Origin of the sequence: Pantoea sp. GM_Pan_4, assembly GCF_026541005.1 — a bacterium.
In the GTDB taxonomy this organism is placed as follows: domain Bacteria; phylum Pseudomonadota; class Gammaproteobacteria; order Enterobacterales; family Enterobacteriaceae; genus Pantoea; species Pantoea dispersa.
This window is the reverse complement of the sequence record NZ_JALNUZ010000017.1, coordinates 21,557-36,508: the sequence shown is the minus strand read 5'-3', so window position 1 is coordinate 36,508 and position 14,952 is coordinate 21,557. Positions and strand designations below refer to the sequence as shown.

Here is a 14,952-nt window from a genome sequence, read left to right as displayed (position 1 = left end):
CAGGTAGTAGCAGGAATAGCGGCGGCCAGTCTGGCAGAAAGGCGGGCTATCGGCAACGGCAATTGCGGTAATAATCACGCAGAGAAATTAGTCAGCCGTTGCGCTTTGTCAGGTCAATGATGAGGTGCAACTATCGCAAAGTTTTAATGAATGTTCCGAATTTCACACGAGGCAGCACGAACGGTAAAAACGCTTTTTCGAGGGAAAAAATGATATTAGCGGCAGGTAAGCGGCAATATCGCGGCATGTTACGGCTATTTTCAGTAAGATTTCGCTTATATGTTACCTATTATGCGGAAAATCTGAGTAAAAATCCTAACCGCTTTGCTTTATATTTAGCGCGCCATTTGGCAATTAATAATTACTTCAGAGGTCACCTCATTGAGTCACTATGTCCAGGGACAAAACGAAGACGTTCTGAAAATCGTCGGCCGCGCCGTGCTAACGCTGCATCTGCATGGAGAGACGTTATCCTCCGATAAAGTCAGCTCCATGATTGCCTGTTATGCGGAAGAAGAGCCTGTTAATGACGATGAGCACCAGCGCCTGTATGCGCTGGCGATTCAGATGTTGTCTTAAATCCAGCATTATCATCGGGCTTGCCGCGCCGGTGTCACCTTCCAAAGCCTCCTGCGGGAGGCTTTTTTCTGGCCGGGTCTGGCGTGCTGGTGCTGGCTGCGATGCGCCTTCAGGCGCTGAATACCGGCGTGCCGCGCTGGAACGTAGCGCGCACCGGCGCAATGCGCGCCACGGCTTCCGCCGAGCAGCTGGCGTCGACCAGCATCATACTGGCTTCATCCTGCAGCTGCGGCCACTGGCGCTCACCGCTATTGGCGAGCGGCAGAATGCCGCCGGTGGCGATATGCAGCGCGCGACTCAGGCCAAACTCATCCGATCCGCGATACAGCTGGGCATACAGATTGGCTTTCTCCAGCATGCTGCCGGTACCGAACGGCGACCAGTGATCGATCACGCTGTCGGTGCCGGTCATCACCGTCACGCCCGCTGCCTGCAGCTGCGGCAATGGCATCGTCAGCTTGCCAATCGGAATCGTTGACGCCACGCTCATCTGCTGTTCGGCCATGCCGGCGATAATCTCATCCAGCGCCTTACCTTCCAGCGTGGCGAGCGCGAAACCGTGGCTCAGCGTCACTTTGCCTTTCAGCTGCGGGTTACGGGCGATAGTGGCGATCATGTACTGAATGGCTGCCACGCCGGCGGCGCTGGTCTCATGCAGATGAATGTCCACGCCGCGATCGTAATCGAGCGCGATGCGGAACATCGCATCAAGTGAAGCCTGCATGGCGCCGTCCACGTTAGTGGGATCCAGCCCACCGACATACTGCACGCCGAGCTGCATCGCCTCGCGCATCAGACCATCGACCTGCGAATGCAGCAAACCATGCTGCGGAAAGGCGACGATCTCACAGCGAAACGCCGGATGGTTGGCCAGCGCCAGCTGCAGATGTTCGAGACTTTTCAGGCCACTGACTGGATCGATGTTGCAGTGGCTGCGCGCTTCGGTGCTGCCTTTGCTTTGCAGCAGGCCAATCAGCGCTTCGGCGCGCGCCTGCGAGGTTGGCAGCAGCTGGGGAATCAGCACCTGCTCGCGCGCAATCATATCCATGATGGTCTTGCCCTGCCGCGGGCGCGGTGCCTGCCACGGTCCGCCGTAAAAGGTTTTATCCAGATGGATGTGCATGTCCCGCGTGCGCGGTAACAGCAGCGCACCGCCGGCATCCCACTGCGGCAGGCCAGGCTGGCGCGCCTGGCCGGCGGCGCTAATGGCGCTGAACTTGCCTTCTTTAATGGTGATGTCGTACAGCGCAGTGCGGGTGGCGACTATCTCCGCGCCGTCGCGCTCAAATCCCTCTTCGAGGCGCACATTCAGCAGCTGATAGTGCGCCACGGCAGGCGGCGGGGTGGACGAGACCGGTGGTGTGTCGGGACGGGCGGCGCTGCTCATGCCAGCCATCATCAGGCTGCCTGCGGCAGTAAGGCGCACGCCGTGGCTGAGGAAATCACGGCGGCTGGAAGCGGTCAGAGGCATCGGAAACTCCAGGCAAAAGGAAAAAACCTAATCTGGCAAAACCGACGCCGCCGCGCTGCGATATTTCCCACTGCCTGGCAGTGGAAAAATCACTGCCACTGTAGCTGGCAGAATTGCACCAGCGCAGCGGCCAGTGCCTGCTGCAGCGCATCCTGCGGCTTACGGCAGAACAGCGCCAGCTCGAAATGGCTGATTACTGGTAAACCCTCAGCGCTGCCCAGCACGCGGTGACCGGGCAGGCGGCAGCTGGCGGGCAGCAGCGTCAGGCCGAGACCGGCGGCGCTGGCGCTGGCGAGGGCCACCAGGCTGGCGCTGCTGTAGCTGATGCGCCAGCTACGGCCGAGCGCATCCAGCGTCTGACACATCTCTTCGCGATACAGCCCCTGCTGCGGAAATACCACCAGCGGCAGCGGCGTCTGGTCAAAGCAGGGATGTTCGGCACTGTCCAGCCACAGCAGCGGCTCGGGCCGGGCGGCCAGCGGGCGATCGCCGCCCGGCTGCTTGATCAGCATCAGATCCAGCTCTTCACGCTGCCATGCGCGATGCAAATCGACGTACATGCCGCTCATCACGTCAAGACGCAGCTGCGGATGCTGTCGGCTGAATCCGGCCAGCAGGCTGGCGGTCGGGGCGGCAAAATCCTCCGGCACACCAATGCGCACAATGCCGTCGCGCCACTTATCGCTCAGCACATCGTGCGCTTCGCCGTTAAGGGCGATGATGCGCCGCGCGTAGCCGAGCAATTTTTCTCCCTCTTCGGTCAGCGCCACCTGATGTGAGGTGCGCTGTAACAGCGCTTTACCCACCATCTCTTCCAGTCGCCGTACCTGCTGACTGACCGTCGACTGCGACAGGTGCACACGCTCGGCGGCGCGGGTAAAGCTGGCGGTCTCGCACACCGCCACAAAGCTCAATAGCTGCTGCGGCGTAAACATTGGCTGACGATTCATTTATCCACTGCCCATCATGGTGTTATTTCATTTCCAAATAGTACTGTCTGCTGCGATGCTGACAACCTTTTCACTGCAGGATGGGTTATGAACCGACATGCCAATACGTTAACGCTGGCTGCGCTGGTGCTGGCCGGGCTGAACATGCGCCCGCTGCTGACCTCGGTCAGTCCACTGCTGGGCCAGCTGCGCCACAGCCTGCATTTGTCAGGGCTGGCCGCCTCGCTGCTGCCGGCGGTGCCGATGGTGATGATGGGCGCGGTAGCGCTGTTCAGCGCCAGGCTGATGCAGCGCGTGGCCTTAAAGCCCTTGCTGCTGGCCGGGCTGACGCTATTGCTGCTGGCGCTGGCAGCGCGCGGCGTGATCGACAGTGGCAGCGGGCTGGTGCTCAGCGCGCTGTTCGCCGGCATCGGCGTCGGCGTGGTGCAGATGGCGATGCCGGGACTGATTCGACAGCGTTTTAGCCGGCGCAGCGCGGCGGTCACCGGGCTGTGGGCGGGCGCGCTGATGGGCGGCGGCGGACTGGGCGCGGCGCTGTCGCCGTGGCTCAGCGCGCAGCTTGGCGTACCGCTGGCGCTCAGCGGCTGGGCGCTGCCGGTGCTGCTGGCTATCCTGCTGTGGCTACTGGTGCGCGTGCCTGCCGCGCCGGATGCCGCACAGGTAACGCTGCCGCCGCTGTGGCGTAAGCCGCGCGCCTGGTCGCTGGCGCTGAGCTTTGGCCTGGTCAACGGCGGCTATGCCACCTGCGTTGCCTGGCTGCCGGATGCGTATCACCGGCTGGGCTGGTCGGCGCAGGCCGGCGGCTCGCTGCTGGGCGTGATGATTCTGAGCCAGGTTGCCGGCGCGCTGCTGATGCCGCTGCTGGCGCGCGGTGCCGATCGCCGTCCGCAGCTGATTGTCAGTCTGCTGTGTCAGCTGGCCGGGATGAGCGGGTTTCTTTTTGCGCCACTGCTGGCGCCGTGGCTGTGGGCCGCTATCGCCGGCTTCGGTCTCGGTGCCGCGTTCCCGCTGGCGATGGTGCTGGCGCTCGATCATCTGCCGCAGCCGCAGGCAGGCGCGCGGCTGGTGGCCTTCATGCAGGGCGCAGGATTCATCATCGCCGGCTGCATGCCGTTTATTGCTGGTCAGTTGCAGGTGCTCACCCACAGCTTTGCCAGCGTCTGGCTGATGCAGGGCATCGTGACGCTGGGGTTGATCGGACTCAATCTGCGTTTTCATCCGCGCAGCTATGCGCGCGCCTTTGGTGCGGCAGCGCGCTGATTGGTCCTACCAATGTTATATAAATGTAGCCACATGGTCACATAACACGAAAAATCACGCCTGCCGCGTTGCTTTGGGTTAACAATGCATTAACTATCTGGAGCCAGAAAGCCCGTCAGCCGCAATGTGGTCCTACCAATTGTGGTGCGGAACCGGGCAACAATCTGCGGCGCACGCCTGCTTTTGCCGATGCGCCGCATCCCTCTGGTGACCTCTGGAGAAACGGCATGCAGGTGTGGCAACAAAACTACGATCCGCTCAACAATTTGTGGCTATCCAGCCTGGTGGCGGTGATCCCGATTGTTTTTTTCTTCTTCGCGCTGATTAAGCTCAAGCTGAAGGGCTATCAGGCCGGTACGATCACCGTGGTGCTGGCGCTGCTGGTGGCGCTGCTGCTGTACGGCATGCCGGTGCCCCAGGCGCTGGCGTCGGTGGCGTATGGTTTTTTATACGGCCTGTGGCCGATTGCCTGGATCATCGTGGCGGCGGTGTTTGTCTACAAGATCTCGGTGAAAACCGGCCAGTTCGATATCATTCGCGCCTCGATTCTCTCCATCACGCCAGACCAGCGTTTGCAGATGCTGATCGTCGGCTTCTCGTTTGGCGCGTTTTTAGAGGGCGCGGCAGGCTTTGGGGCACCGGTGGCGATCACCGCCGCACTGCTGGTCGGGCTGGGCTTTAATCCGCTCTATGCCGCCGGCCTGTGCCTGATCGTCAATACCGCGCCGGTGGCATTCGGCGCGATGGGGATTCCGATCATCGTCGCCGGTCAGGTCACCGGGCTGGACAGCTTCCAGATTGGCCAGATGGCGGGACGCCAGCTGCCGTTTCTCACCCTCATCGTGCTGTTCTGGATCATGGCGATCATGGATGGCTGGCGCGGCATCAAAGAGACCTGGCCGGCGGTGATGGTGGCCGGCGGCTCGTTTGCCATCGCCCAGTACCTCAGCTCTAACTTCCTTGGCCCGGAGCTGCCGGACATCATTTCGTCGCTGGCTTCGCTGATCTGCCTGACGCTGTTTCTGCGCCGCTGGCAGCCGGTGCGCATCTTCCGCTTTAAAGAGCCCGCGCCAGAGGCTGCGCCCTCAGGGACGCAACGCTACACGCTGGGGCAGATTGTGCGTGCCTGGATGCCGTTCCTGTTCCTTACCGCGACCGTAACGCTGTGGAGTATTCCGCCGTTTAAAGCGCTGTTCGCTAAAGGCGGCGCGCTGTATGACTGGGTGTTTAGCGTGCCAGTGCCGCTGCTGCACGAGCTGGTGGCACGCATGCCGCCGGTAGTGAGCGCAGCAACGCCGTATGCGGCGCTGTTCAAATTTGACGTGGTCTCCGCCACCGGCACTGCGATTCTGCTGGCGGCGGTGATTTCGGTGATTTTCCTGCGTATGAAGCCGGCGGCGGCGCTGCGCACCTTTGGCGAAACCCTGAAGGAACTGGCGCTGCCGATCTATTCCATCGGCATGGTGCTGGCCTTTGCGTTCATCTCAAACTACTCCGGGCTGTCGGCCACGCTGGCCCTGGCGCTGGCGCACACCGGCCAGGCCTTCACCTTCTTCTCGCCGTTCCTCGGCTGGCTGGGCGTCTTTCTGACCGGCTCCGATACCTCTTCCAACGCGCTGTTCGCCGCGCTGCAGGCGACCACCGCACAGCAGATTGGAGTGTCGGATGTGCTGCTGGTGGCCGCCAATACCACCGGTGGCGTCACCGGTAAAATGATTTCGCCGCAGTCGATCGCCATCGCCTGCGCCGCCGTGGGGCTGGTGGGGCGCGAGTCCGATCTGTTCCGGTTTACCGTTAAACACAGCCTGATTTTTACCTGTATGGTCGGCGTGATCACCACGCTGCAGGCGTATGTCTTTACCTGGATGATTCCATGACTGAACCCACACCGCGGCTGGCGGATACGCTGCGCGCGCGTCTTGGCGCCTGGATTGAAGAGCATCAGCTGAAACCCGGCATGCGTTTACCTTCGGAGCGTGCGCTGGCCGCCCGCTTCGGCGTGTCGCGCTCGTCGGTGCGTGAGGCCATCCAGCAGCTGATCAGCAGTGGCGTGCTGATCAGTAAACGCGGCGGCGGTACCTGGCTGTGCGAGCCGCAGGAGCCGTGGTCAGAACAGCGCATCGTCGAGCCGATTCGTCAGTTGCTGGCCGCCGATCCTGACTACCGCTGGGATATTCTTGAGGCGCGCCACGCGATTGAGGCCAGCACCGCCTGGCACGCCGCGCAGCGCGCCACCGAGGCGGATAAAGAGCGGCTGCGCTATGCCTTTGACGCGCTGATACAAATGAACGACTGCGACGATCCCGAACTGGCCGCGCAGGCGGATCTGCGCTTCCACCTCGCCATTGCCGAAGCCTCGCATAATCTGGTGCTGCTGCAGACCATGCGCGGATTTTTCGATCTGTTGCAATCCTCCGTGCTGCACAGCCGCCAGCGTATGTACACCCAGCCGGTGATTTTCAACCAGCTCAACGCCCAGCATCAGGCGATGTTCGATGCGGTGATGGCGGGCGACGCCGACGCGGCGCGCCAGGCGGCGATGGATCACCTCGGCTTTGTTCACACCACCATGAAAACGCTGCATGAAGACGAAGCGCGCCAGGCCCGCATCACGCGGCTACCGGGCGCCACGCAGGTTACCCGTAAGGAAGACAACTGATGATTATTTCTGCTGCCAGTGACTATCGCGCCGCGGCGCAACGTATCCTGCCGCCATTCCTGTTTCACTATCTGGACGGCGGGGCCTACGCAGAACATACCCTGAAGCGCAACGTGGCCGATCTCTCTGACGTGGCGCTGCGTCAGCGCGTGCTGAAAAACATGGCTGAGCTGAGCCTGGAAACGCGGCTGTTCAATGAAACGCTGTCGATGCCGGTGGCGCTGGCGCCGGTCGGCCTGTGCGGCATGTACGCGCGACGCGGTGAAGTGCAGGCGGCGCGCGCAGCAGCGAATCGCGGTATTCCATTTACCCTGTCGACGGTGTCGCTGTGCCCGATAGAAGAGGTGGCACCGGCGATTAACCGTCCGATGTGGTTTCAGCTGTATGTGCTGCGCGATCGCGGCTTTATGCGCAACGCGCTGGAGCGGGCCAAAGCGGCAGGCTGCTCGACGCTGGTGTTCACCGTCGATATGCCGACGCCGGGCGCGCGCTACCGCGATGCGCACTCCGGCATGAGCGGCCCGCATGCCTCGCTGCGCCGTTACTGGCAGGCGGTCACCCATCCGCAGTGGGCATGGGACGTCGGGCTGCACGGGCGTCCGCACGATCTCGGCAATATCTCAACGTACCTCGGTAATCCTACCGGACTGGAAGATTATATCGGCTGGCTGGCCAACAATTTCGACCCGTCGATCTCGTGGCAGGATCTGGAGTGGATTCGCGAATTCTGGGAAGGGCCGATGGTGATCAAAGGCATTCTCGACCCGGAAGATGCGCGCGATGCGGTGCGATTTGGCGCCGATGGCATCGTAGTCTCCAACCACGGCGGACGTCAGCTGGATGGCGTGCTGTCGTCGGCGCGCGCGCTGCCGGCCATCGCCGACGCGGTAAAGGGCGACATCACCATTCTGGCCGACAGCGGTATTCGTAACGGGCTGGATGTGGTGCGCATGATCGCGCTGGGGGCTGACAGCGTGCTGCTGGGACGCGCGTTCATCTATGCGCTGGCGACGCACGGCCAGCGCGGCGTGGAGAATCTGCTGAGTCTGGTTGAGAAAGAGATGAGGGTGGCGATGACGCTGACCGGCGCGAAAACCATTGCGGACATCACCCAGGATTCGCTGGTGCAGGCGAATGCGCTGCTGAGCGAAGCCGGACTCAGCCCGGCGCGCCCGCACGCGGTGCGCTAAGCCAGGCAAAGCGCCGGCTCTTGTCTATACTGAATAGCTGTCTGACTAACAGGAGGAATGACATGACCATTCATAAGAAAGGATCGGCCCATTGGGAAGGCGACATCAAAGGCAAAGGTACGGTTAGCACTGAAAGCGGCGTGCTCAGCAACCAGCCATACGGTTTTAATACCCGTTTTGAAGGCGAGAAGGGCACCAATCCGGAAGAGCTGATTGGCGCGGCACACGCCGCCTGCTTCTCCATGGCGCTGTCGCTGATGCTGGGCCAGGCCGGTCATCCACCGAAAAGCATCGACACCACCGCCGATGTTTCACTGGACAAAAAGGGCGACGGCTTCGCCATCACCAAAATTGCCCTCAACAGCACCATTGCGCTGCCGGGCATCGATGATGCCAAATTTGATGAAATCATTCAGAAAGCCAAAGCCGGCTGCCCGGTGTCTCAGGTGCTGAATGCCGAAATCACCCTCGACTATACGCTGAATAATTAATCGCCCTCACGGGTGACCAGCGGTAGACTATGCGATGCGCCTGCGGGCGCATCGTTGCTTTCTGCTGTCTGGAGGAAACGTGGCAAAAAAACTGGCTGCGACAAAACACTGGAAGATGATTGTGGTGTTGCTGTGCATCTGCGGCGCGCTGATGCTGATTCGCTGGGCGGCGATGATATGGGGCTAAAGGATTGGGTATGCCGCCACAAGCTCGGGGTGCTGGTGATGATTATTCTGGTGCTGGAACTGGTGCACTACCTGCTGACAGCCTCGTGGCTGCCGTGGCAGTTCTGACGCCTCAGGCATATTCGCCGTCATGCTCATGCTGGCGCAGATTGCGCACGCTGCTGCGCGCAATGCGGTAGGCCTTGCGCGGATCGCCCGCGACAAATTCAAAGGTGGGCGAATAGTAAAACGGCAGCCAGCCGCCGAAGCCGCTCTCCCACTCCCAGCGCACCGGACAGGGCCAGAGAATGCCGTCATACAAAATGTAATAAACCCAGCGTCCGTTGGGACGACGGGGGCGAGTTTTTTTCATGGGATTCACAACTGTAATAGTGTAAAGCAGCTTATATTTTGAACGCTGCGGGCCCAGGTTGCAATGCCGTCTGGCTGTTTTTTATGCAATTGATGGCGCACTGGCACCGAATTAACGGTGCACTTCCCCACAAAGCAGCACCACGTTCGGCCGGACTTTATGGATGCGATCGGCCATCTGTTCGCAGGCCACTTTTGTGGGATAAATCCGCTCCGACACCGGCAGGGCATCACAGGCATCGTGGCCGCAGGCGCTCACTAACAAGACAAAACCAATCAACATAACCGACTCCTTCTGCACCATTCCCGTGGTACGGAATGCGTGGCTGTGTGTTCCTTTTTTTGATCCAGTATAGCTAAACGCCTCAGGCGTCAATGAACAGCCTGAGCGGCTTTTTTGTCCGAACAGAGTGATGATAACCAGCGCCGCGCCCATTAGCAGCACAATCTGGGCTAAACTGTGCGGCACTGACAACAATAAGGAGTGATATCTGATGTCTCATGAAATTGCCCATCCGGCCAGCAGCCCAAAACAGGCCGCCCTGCAACTGGTCATCGAACTGGTGCGCGCCGGTAAACTGAGCCCGCTGCACGGCGATGCCTCCAATATGATCTCCATCTACGAACAGTTCAAGGCACACTTCGAAGCCGACAAGCAAAAAGATTCCGCCATCTCCTGACGTTCTGCCCCGGTGGCGCGCTGTGTCTGGCCGCGCCACCGTTCCCCGACTTTCACATAATCTCTTCCGTTTATTATTGCATCCCGATTAAATTTGCAGCGCGCTTTTTGATATTTCTCACAGATCCGTAACGCAAATCTGAAACCGGTTGCAGAAAATCTTTAGCGCGGGTATTCGTTAATTAAACCCCACACTGAGGATTGAATGATGCCAAAGATTCTACTCTGCTGCGCCGCCGGGATGTCCACCAGCATGGTGGTGCAGAAAATGGAGAAGGCCGCCAAAGAGAAGGGCGTCGAGGTTGAGATAAAAGCCGTTGGCATTGAAGAGTTTAACGATCAGATCGCGAACTTTGACTGTTGCCTGCTCGGGCCGCAGATTAAATACAAACTGGCGGACTTCCAGCCGCTGGCGCAGCAGCTAAATAAGCCTATCACTGTGATTAATAGCATGGATTACGGCATGATGAATGGCGCGAAAATATTAGATGATTCGCTAAAGCTGATTCACGCCTGACGATTGTTCCGAAAATAAAATAATTGTTTACGCCTGTGCGCCAATGCACAGGCTTATTCTGTTGTTGCCTGATGCAAGGAGCTCGCCGATGAGCAGCATAAGCGAATCGTTATTTGGTGTGATTGAAAACCGCATCAGCCCGCTGGCCGGACGCCTCTCCAGCCAGCGCCATGTGATCGCCATCCGCGATGGATTTATCGCCTCGATGCCGTTTCTGATTGTGGGCTCATTTATGCTGCTGTTTGCCCATCCGCCGTTCTCAGCTGACAGCTCATGGGCGTTTGCCCAGTGGTGGCTCGGTATGGTGCGCGCGCATGAAGCGCAAATCATGATGCCGTATAACATGACCATGGGCATCATGGCGCTGTATATCGCCAGCGCCATCGCCTATAACCTGGCGAACAGCTACAAAATGAACGGCTTTATGGCGGCCAGCCTGGCGCTGATGGCGTTTCTGGTGGTGGCCGCCCCCCAGAGCAACGGCACGCTGCCGGTTGGCTCACTCGGCGGCGAGGGCATTTTCACCGCGATTCTGGTGGCGCTGTTCGCCACTGAGCTGATGCACTTCCTGCAAAAGCACAACATCGGCTTTAAGCTGCCGGAGCAGGTGCCGCCCAAAATTCGTCAGTCGTTCGATCTGCTGATCCCGATCATCGCCATCTTCATCACGCTGTTTCCGCTCAGCCTGTGGGTGCAGGCGCAGTTTGGCCTGCTGCTGCCGCAGGCGATCATGGCGCTGTTCGCACCGATTATCTCCGCCTCGGATTCGTTACCGGCGGTGCTGGTGGCGGTGCTGCTGTGCCACATGCTGTGGTTCGCTGGCATTCACGGTGCGGTGATTGTCGGCGGCATTCTGCAGGCGTTCTGGCTGACTAACCTTGGCCTCAACCAGCAGGCGCTCAACGCCGGTGAGCCGATCACGCACGTGTTTATCGAGCCGTTCTGGCAGTTTTTCATCGTTATTGGCGGCTCCGGTTCCACCATGGGACTGGTGCTGCTCTACCTGCGCAGCCGCTCGGCGCATCTGCGCTCGATTGGCAAGCTGAGCATTGTGCCCAGCATGTTCAACATCAACGAGCCGGTCATCTTCGGTTCGCCGGTGGTGATGAATCCGATTCTGTTCATTCCGTTTATCTGCGCGCCGTTAGTCAACGCCACGCTCGCCTGGACAGCCACCAAAACCCACCTGATTAACCACGTGGTGTCGCTGGCCCCCTGGACCACGCCGGCACCGATCGGGGCGGCCTGGTCGACCGGCTGGGACTGGCGCGTCATCGTGCTGATTGCCGTGCTGGTAACCATCGCCACGCTGATTTACTACCCGTTTTTCAAAATTTATGAGCGGCAATTGCTGCAGCAGGAGCTTGAGCAGGCCGCCGCAGCGCAACCGGTTAAGGAGGCATGATGGAAATTGATGAGAGCACGGTCATGGAACTGATTATTCAGGCGGGAGAAGCGCGCTCCTGCTCGATGGAGGCGCTGCGCGCTGCGCGGCGCAAAGAGTGGCCACGCGCCGATGCGTTGCTGAGCGAAGCCAGCGAGGCGGCCAGAGCCGCGCACCGTATCCAGACCGAATTGATCGGTGCCGACGAAGGCTGCGGCAAAATTCCGGTCAATCTGATCATGGTGCATGCGCAGGATCATCTGATGAACGCCATGCTGTGCCGTGAACTGGCGGAAGAGATCATCCAGCTGCGGCGCGAGCTGGCTGCGGACTAACAAGGAGGCAGTATGCAACATCCTAACCCCGGTGCGTTTCCGCACGGCTTTCTGTGGGGCGCTTCAACCTCGGCGTATCAGGTTGAGGGCGCCTGGAACGAAGACGGCAAAGGGCCGTCGGTGATCGATAAAGGCCATTTTCCTGAGGGGATGACGGATTTCACCGTCACCAGCGATCACTATCATCGCTTCCGGGAAGATATCGCGCTGCTGGCGGAGCTTGGCCTGAAAACCTATCGCTTCTCCATCGCCTGGAGCCGCATCTATCCGCAGGGTGACGGCGAGCTGAATCCGGCGGGCGTTGCGTTTTATCAGCAGCTGATTGATGAAATTTGCCGCCACGGCATTGAGCCGCTGGTCACGCTCTATCACTTTGACCTGCCATGGGCGCTGCAGCAGGATGGCGGCTGGTCAAACCGGCGCACCGTGGCCGCTTTTGAGCGCTTCGCCATCACCTGTTTCGAGCACTATGGCGACCGGGTGAAATACTGGCTGACCATCAATGAACAGAACATGATGATCCTCAAAGGTGAGGTGATTGGCACGCTGCCGGCCGGCACGGTGGATGCGCAGAAGACGCTGTATCAGCAGAACCACCATATGATGCTGGCGCAGGCCAAAGCGATGATTGCCTGTCACCAGCGCTTGCCGCAGGCCAAAATTGGCCCGGCACCGAACATCTCCTGTATCTATGCCGCCAGCGCCAGACCGGAAGATGTGCTGGCCGCCGATAACTTTTCAGCGATCCGCAACTGGCTCTACCTCGACCTGGCGGTGCACGGCCATTACAACAACGTGGTGTGGGCGTTTCTGCAGCAGCGCGGCTGGCTGCCGCACATTGAGGCGGAGGATATGGCGACCATCGCCGCCGGCCAGCCGGACTTTATCGCCTTCAACTATTATGCATCGGCCACCGTCAGTGCTGACATACCTGAGGTCGCGCGCGGTGAGCTGAACAGCAAGCAGCAGGCCGACCAGCAGATGGCCGGCATCGACAAATCGGTGTACGTCGGCTGCAACAATCCGCATCTGCAGCAGAATCAGTTTGGCTGGTATATCGATCCGGTCGGTTTCCGCATTACCGCGCGCGAGATCTACGCACGCTATCGCCTGCCGCTGATTGTGACAGAAAACGGTCTCGGTGCGTTCGACACGCTGGAGGCGGGCAACAAAGTGTATGACGACTATCGCATCGCCTATCTGCGTGAGCATATCGCCCAGCTGCGGCTGGCAATTGCCGATGGCGTCGAGCTGTTTGGCTACTGTCCGTGGTCGGCCATCGATCTGGTCAGCACCCATCAGGGCATCAGCAAACGTTACGGCTTTATCTACGTTAACCGCGATGAACACGATCTGCGCGATCTGGCGCGCTATCGCAAGAAGAGCTTTTTCTGGTATCAGCAGTTGATCCGCAATAACGGCGCACAGCCTGATGCGGAGGTGGAATACTAACGCGCGGTGCGGCGGCATCCCGGCTGGGTCGCCGCCGCTCCAGCCGCGTGATTAGCGGTGTTGTCCCGCCATCAGCACATATTTTACCTGCACATACTCTTCAATACCGTAATGGCCGCCCTCGCGGCCGTAGCCGGAGTGCTTGATACCGCCAAACGGCACTGACGCCGTACCGACCGAGCCGGAATTGAGGATCACCATGCCGGCTTCCAGTTTTTTCGACAGGCGAAAAGCGCGGCCAACGTCACGCGTCCACGCATAGGCCACCAGACCATATTCGGTGTCGTTAGCGCAGCGAATCACCTGCTCTTCATCACTGAAACGGTACAGGGCAAATACCGGTCCGAAAATCTCGGTGTTGTGCACGGCAAACGAGGCGTCCAGATCGCACAGGATGGTGGGCTCATAGAACAGCCCGCCTTTCGCGTGTGGCTTACCGCCGAGGCGCAGCGTCGCCCCCTGTGCTACCGCATCATCCACCAGCGCGGTGACTTTATCGAGCGCCATGCGGTTAATCAGCGGACCAACCACAAATTCCTGCTGCATACCCTGATCGACGCGGATCTCACTGACTGTTTTCACCAGTTGCTGCACAAAGGCATCGTAAATCGCGTCATGCACAAAGATGCGGTTAGGCGAAATACACACCTGGCCGGAGTTGCGCAGTTTGGCGCTGACCAGCCCGGCCACGCTCTCTTCCAGCGGGCTGTCGGCGAACACGATAAACGGCGCGTTGCCGCCCAGCTCCATGGTCATCTTTTTCAGCGTGGCCCCGCACTGCTGCGCCAGCAGTTTGCCGACGCGGGTTGATCCGGTGAAGGAGATTTTGTGGATGCGCGTATCGCTGGTAAAAGCTTCACCGATGGCTTGCGGATCGCCGGTCACCATCTCAAACACGCCAGCGGGAATACCGGCCTGACGTGCATACTCCAGCAGTTTATACGCAGTAAGCGGCGTTTCTTCTGCCGGTTTGATGATCATGGTGCAGCCCGCGGCCAGCGCGGTAGCAATTTTGCGGGTGATCATCATAAACGGGAAGTTCCACGGCGTGATGGCCGCGGTCGGGCCGACCGGCTCTTTTACCACCAGCACGGAGGCGTTAGCATCGTGCGACGGCAGGGTATCACCGTTGACGCGTTTGGCCTCTTCCGCATACCACTCAATGAAGCCGAGACCGTACTCGATTTCGCCCAGCGCTTCGCTCAGGCATTTGCCGTTCTCCCTGACCATCAGTTCAGCAAACAGGTGCTTATCGGCGCGTACCAGATCGTACCAGCCACGCAGCAGGTCGCTGCGCTGTTTCGCGCTTTTTGCCGCCCATGCCGGAAACGCGGCACAGGTGCGATCGATAGCGGCCGCGACCTCGTCGTGGCGCATGAACGGTGCTTCGCCGACGAGGCTGCCGTCGGCAGGATTGGTGACTTTAATCATTCCAGTGTGCTCCAGTG

Annotated in this window: 17 protein-coding genes; 12 read left to right on the top strand and 5 right to left on the bottom strand. The window is 59.9% G+C overall.

Annotated elements, in window-relative coordinates; all coding sequences use genetic code 11:
• Positions 1 to 381: 381 nt before the first annotated feature.
• On the top strand, positions 382 to 579 hold the full coding sequence (locus OXR61_RS22010; protein WP_010618157.1) for a hypothetical protein: 198 nt from the start codon (positions 382 to 384) through the stop codon (positions 577 to 579).
• 109 nt (positions 580 to 688) lie between these two features.
• Here the strand turns inward: OXR61_RS22010 and OXR61_RS22005 are convergent, their stop codons facing one another.
• Positions 689 to 2,050 carry an amidohydrolase family protein gene (locus OXR61_RS22005; RefSeq protein ID WP_021507257.1) on the bottom strand — a complete coding sequence of 454 codons (1,362 nt, stop codon included), beginning with the start codon at positions 2,048 to 2,050 and terminating at the stop codon, positions 689 to 691.
• Positions 2,051 to 2,139: 89 nt separating this feature from the next.
• The gene (locus OXR61_RS22000; protein WP_031279666.1) at positions 2,140 to 3,000 is read right to left on the bottom strand and encodes a LysR substrate-binding domain-containing protein; all 861 of its coding nucleotides are present in this window, start codon (positions 2,998 to 3,000) and stop codon (positions 2,140 to 2,142) included.
• Between the two features lie 87 nt (positions 3,001 to 3,087).
• On the opposite strand from OXR61_RS22000, the gene OXR61_RS21995 reads away from it, so the two are divergent.
• From OXR61_RS21995 to yniD, 6 genes are all read left to right on the top strand, one after another.
• Positions 3,088 to 4,260 carry a cyanate transporter gene (locus OXR61_RS21995; RefSeq protein WP_021507255.1) on the top strand — a complete coding sequence of 391 codons (1,173 nt, stop codon included), beginning with the start codon at positions 3,088 to 3,090 and terminating at the stop codon, positions 4,258 to 4,260.
• Positions 4,261 to 4,487: 227 nt separating this feature from the next.
• Positions 4,488 to 6,137, top strand: coding sequence for an L-lactate permease (gene lldP, locus OXR61_RS21990; protein WP_021507254.1), 1,650 nt, complete (start codon positions 4,488 to 4,490; stop codon positions 6,135 to 6,137).
• Positions 6,134 to 6,919 carry a transcriptional regulator LldR gene (lldR, locus tag OXR61_RS21985; protein ID WP_021507253.1) on the top strand — a complete coding sequence of 262 codons (786 nt, stop codon included), beginning with the start codon at positions 6,134 to 6,136 and terminating at the stop codon, positions 6,917 to 6,919. Before lldP ends, lldR begins: the two co-directional genes overlap by 4 nt.
• Positions 6,919 to 8,109, top strand: a complete 1,191-nt coding sequence (gene lldD / locus OXR61_RS21980; RefSeq protein WP_021507252.1) for an FMN-dependent L-lactate dehydrogenase LldD — start codon at positions 6,919 to 6,921, stop codon at positions 8,107 to 8,109. The genes lldR and lldD overlap by 1 nt, the downstream gene beginning before the upstream one ends.
• Positions 8,110 to 8,171: 62 nt before the next feature.
• Positions 8,172 to 8,600 (top strand): OsmC family protein, encoded by a 429-nt coding sequence (locus OXR61_RS21975; protein WP_021313986.1) that lies wholly within the window; start codon positions 8,172 to 8,174, stop codon positions 8,598 to 8,600.
• Positions 8,601 to 8,679: 79 nt separating this feature from the next.
• A complete protein-coding gene (yniD, locus tag OXR61_RS21970) occupies positions 8,680 to 8,787 on the top strand; it encodes a small membrane protein YniD (protein ID WP_021507251.1) in 108 nt (35 codons plus the stop codon).
• A 111-nt stretch (positions 8,788 to 8,898) separates the two neighbouring features.
• On the opposite strand, the gene OXR61_RS21965 is transcribed toward yniD, so the two are convergent.
• Both OXR61_RS21965 and OXR61_RS21960 read right to left on the bottom strand, forming a co-directional pair.
• Complete coding sequence (locus OXR61_RS21965) at positions 8,899 to 9,138, bottom strand: hypothetical protein (RefSeq protein WP_021507249.1); 240 nt, start codon at positions 9,136 to 9,138, stop codon at positions 8,899 to 8,901.
• 111 nt (positions 9,139 to 9,249) lie between these two features.
• Entirely contained in the window at positions 9,250 to 9,573 is a 324-nt protein-coding gene (locus OXR61_RS21960) for a hypothetical protein (RefSeq protein WP_152391318.1), read from the bottom strand.
• Between the two features lie 58 nt (positions 9,574 to 9,631).
• Here OXR61_RS21960 and OXR61_RS21955 point away from each other — a divergent pair, with 58 nt between their 5' ends.
• The 5 genes from OXR61_RS21955 (at position 9,632) to OXR61_RS21935 (ending at position 13,504) form a co-directional block, all read left to right on the top strand.
• Entirely contained in the window at positions 9,632 to 9,817 is a 186-nt protein-coding gene (locus OXR61_RS21955) for a hypothetical protein (protein ID WP_021507248.1), read from the top strand.
• A 207-nt stretch (positions 9,818 to 10,024) separates the two neighbouring features.
• A complete protein-coding gene (locus tag OXR61_RS21950; protein ID WP_031279665.1) occupies positions 10,025 to 10,333 on the top strand; it encodes a PTS sugar transporter subunit IIB in 309 nt (102 codons plus the stop codon).
• An 88-nt stretch (positions 10,334 to 10,421) separates the two neighbouring features.
• Positions 10,422 to 11,738, top strand: a complete 1,317-nt coding sequence (locus OXR61_RS21945) for a PTS sugar transporter subunit IIC (protein ID WP_021507246.1) — start codon at positions 10,422 to 10,424, stop codon at positions 11,736 to 11,738.
• Positions 11,738 to 12,052 carry a PTS lactose/cellobiose transporter subunit IIA gene (locus OXR61_RS21940; protein WP_010618140.1) on the top strand — a complete coding sequence of 105 codons (315 nt, stop codon included), beginning with the start codon at positions 11,738 to 11,740 and terminating at the stop codon, positions 12,050 to 12,052. The genes OXR61_RS21945 and OXR61_RS21940 overlap by 1 nt, the downstream gene beginning before the upstream one ends.
• A gap of 12 nt (positions 12,053 to 12,064) precedes the next feature.
• On the top strand, positions 12,065 to 13,504 hold the full coding sequence (locus tag OXR61_RS21935) for a glycoside hydrolase family 1 protein (RefSeq protein ID WP_021507245.1): 1,440 nt from the start codon (positions 12,065 to 12,067) through the stop codon (positions 13,502 to 13,504).
• Between the two features lie 51 nt (positions 13,505 to 13,555).
• Here the strand turns inward: OXR61_RS21935 and OXR61_RS21930 are convergent, their stop codons facing one another.
• On the bottom strand, positions 13,556 to 14,935 hold the full coding sequence (locus tag OXR61_RS21930; protein ID WP_021507244.1) for an NAD-dependent succinate-semialdehyde dehydrogenase: 1,380 nt from the start codon (positions 14,933 to 14,935) through the stop codon (positions 13,556 to 13,558).
• Between the last annotated feature and the right edge of the window lie 17 nt (positions 14,936 to 14,952).

What these genes read in the sequence shown, in the direction of transcription:
- OXR61_RS21975 (WP_021313986.1), top strand. Translation starts at nt 8,172, where the DNA reads ATGACCATTCATAAGAAAGGATCGGCCCATTGGGAAGGCGACATCAAA.
- OXR61_RS21955 (WP_021507248.1), top strand. Translation starts at nt 9,632, where the DNA reads ATGTCTCATGAAATTGCCCATCCGGCCAGCAGCCCAAAACAGGCCGCC.
- OXR61_RS21935 (WP_021507245.1), top strand. Translation starts at nt 12,065, where the DNA reads ATGCAACATCCTAACCCCGGTGCGTTTCCGCACGGCTTTCTGTGGGGC.
- OXR61_RS22000 (WP_031279666.1), bottom strand. Translation starts at nt 3,000, where the DNA reads ATGAATCGTCAGCCAATGTTTACGCCGCAGCAGCTATTGAGCTTTGTG.
- OXR61_RS21950 (WP_031279665.1), top strand. Translation starts at nt 10,025, where the DNA reads ATGCCAAAGATTCTACTCTGCTGCGCCGCCGGGATGTCCACCAGCATG.
- OXR61_RS21930 (WP_021507244.1), bottom strand. Translation starts at nt 14,935, where the DNA reads ATGATTAAAGTCACCAATCCTGCCGACGGCAGCCTCGTCGGCGAAGCA.
- OXR61_RS21960 (WP_152391318.1), bottom strand. Translation starts at nt 9,573, where the DNA reads ATGGGCGCGGCGCTGGTTATCATCACTCTGTTCGGACAAAAAAGCCGC.
- lldD (WP_021507252.1), top strand. Translation starts at nt 6,919, where the DNA reads ATGATTATTTCTGCTGCCAGTGACTATCGCGCCGCGGCGCAACGTATC.
- OXR61_RS22005 (WP_021507257.1), bottom strand. Translation starts at nt 2,050, where the DNA reads ATGCCTCTGACCGCTTCCAGCCGCCGTGATTTCCTCAGCCACGGCGTG.
- OXR61_RS21965 (WP_021507249.1), bottom strand. Translation starts at nt 9,138, where the DNA reads ATGAAAAAAACTCGCCCCCGTCGTCCCAACGGACGCTGGGTTTATTAC.
- OXR61_RS21940 (WP_010618140.1), top strand. Translation starts at nt 11,738, where the DNA reads ATGGAAATTGATGAGAGCACGGTCATGGAACTGATTATTCAGGCGGGA.
- OXR61_RS21945 (WP_021507246.1), top strand. Translation starts at nt 10,422, where the DNA reads ATGAGCAGCATAAGCGAATCGTTATTTGGTGTGATTGAAAACCGCATC.
- lldP (WP_021507254.1), top strand. Translation starts at nt 4,488, where the DNA reads ATGCAGGTGTGGCAACAAAACTACGATCCGCTCAACAATTTGTGGCTA.
- lldR (WP_021507253.1), top strand. Translation starts at nt 6,134, where the DNA reads ATGACTGAACCCACACCGCGGCTGGCGGATACGCTGCGCGCGCGTCTT.
- OXR61_RS21995 (WP_021507255.1), top strand. Translation starts at nt 3,088, where the DNA reads ATGAACCGACATGCCAATACGTTAACGCTGGCTGCGCTGGTGCTGGCC.